This is a genomic window from Flavobacterium polysaccharolyticum (genome assembly GCF_038739875.1).
Classification (GTDB): domain Bacteria; phylum Bacteroidota; class Bacteroidia; order Flavobacteriales; family Flavobacteriaceae; genus Flavobacterium; species Flavobacterium polysaccharolyticum.
In genome coordinates, this window is sequence record NZ_JBCGDP010000098.1 from 1 (window position 1) to 290 (window position 290).

1 protein-coding gene is annotated in these 290 nt (G+C 33.1%); it reads left to right on the top strand.

Annotated features, from left to right (window positions below):
- Positions 1-46 precede the first annotated feature (46 nt).
- Positions 47-290 (top strand): carboxypeptidase-like regulatory domain-containing protein (locus WFZ86_RS20245; RefSeq protein WP_342693630.1); only part of this gene is annotated, 244 nt, incomplete at its 3' end.

Sequence of the window (290 nt, forward strand, 5' to 3'; positions counted from 1 at the left end):
ATTTTTTTTTTTAAACAATACGTTATTTTTAAAAAAAGAATGTCTATTGGAGTTACTAATCATACTTTTCACTTCCTATACAGTATCAGCGCAACAGCTTAATGAAATAAAGGGAATTGTAACTTCCGGTACAGACAATCTTCCTTTAGCAGGTGTGAATGTAGCCTTGAAGGGAGCAAAAGGAGTAACTTCTTCTGGTTTTGATGGAGAATTTACTATCAATGCCTCCTCAAATGATGTCCTAGTATTTTCATTTATCGGTTTTAAAAACCAAGAGGTACAAGTAGGAT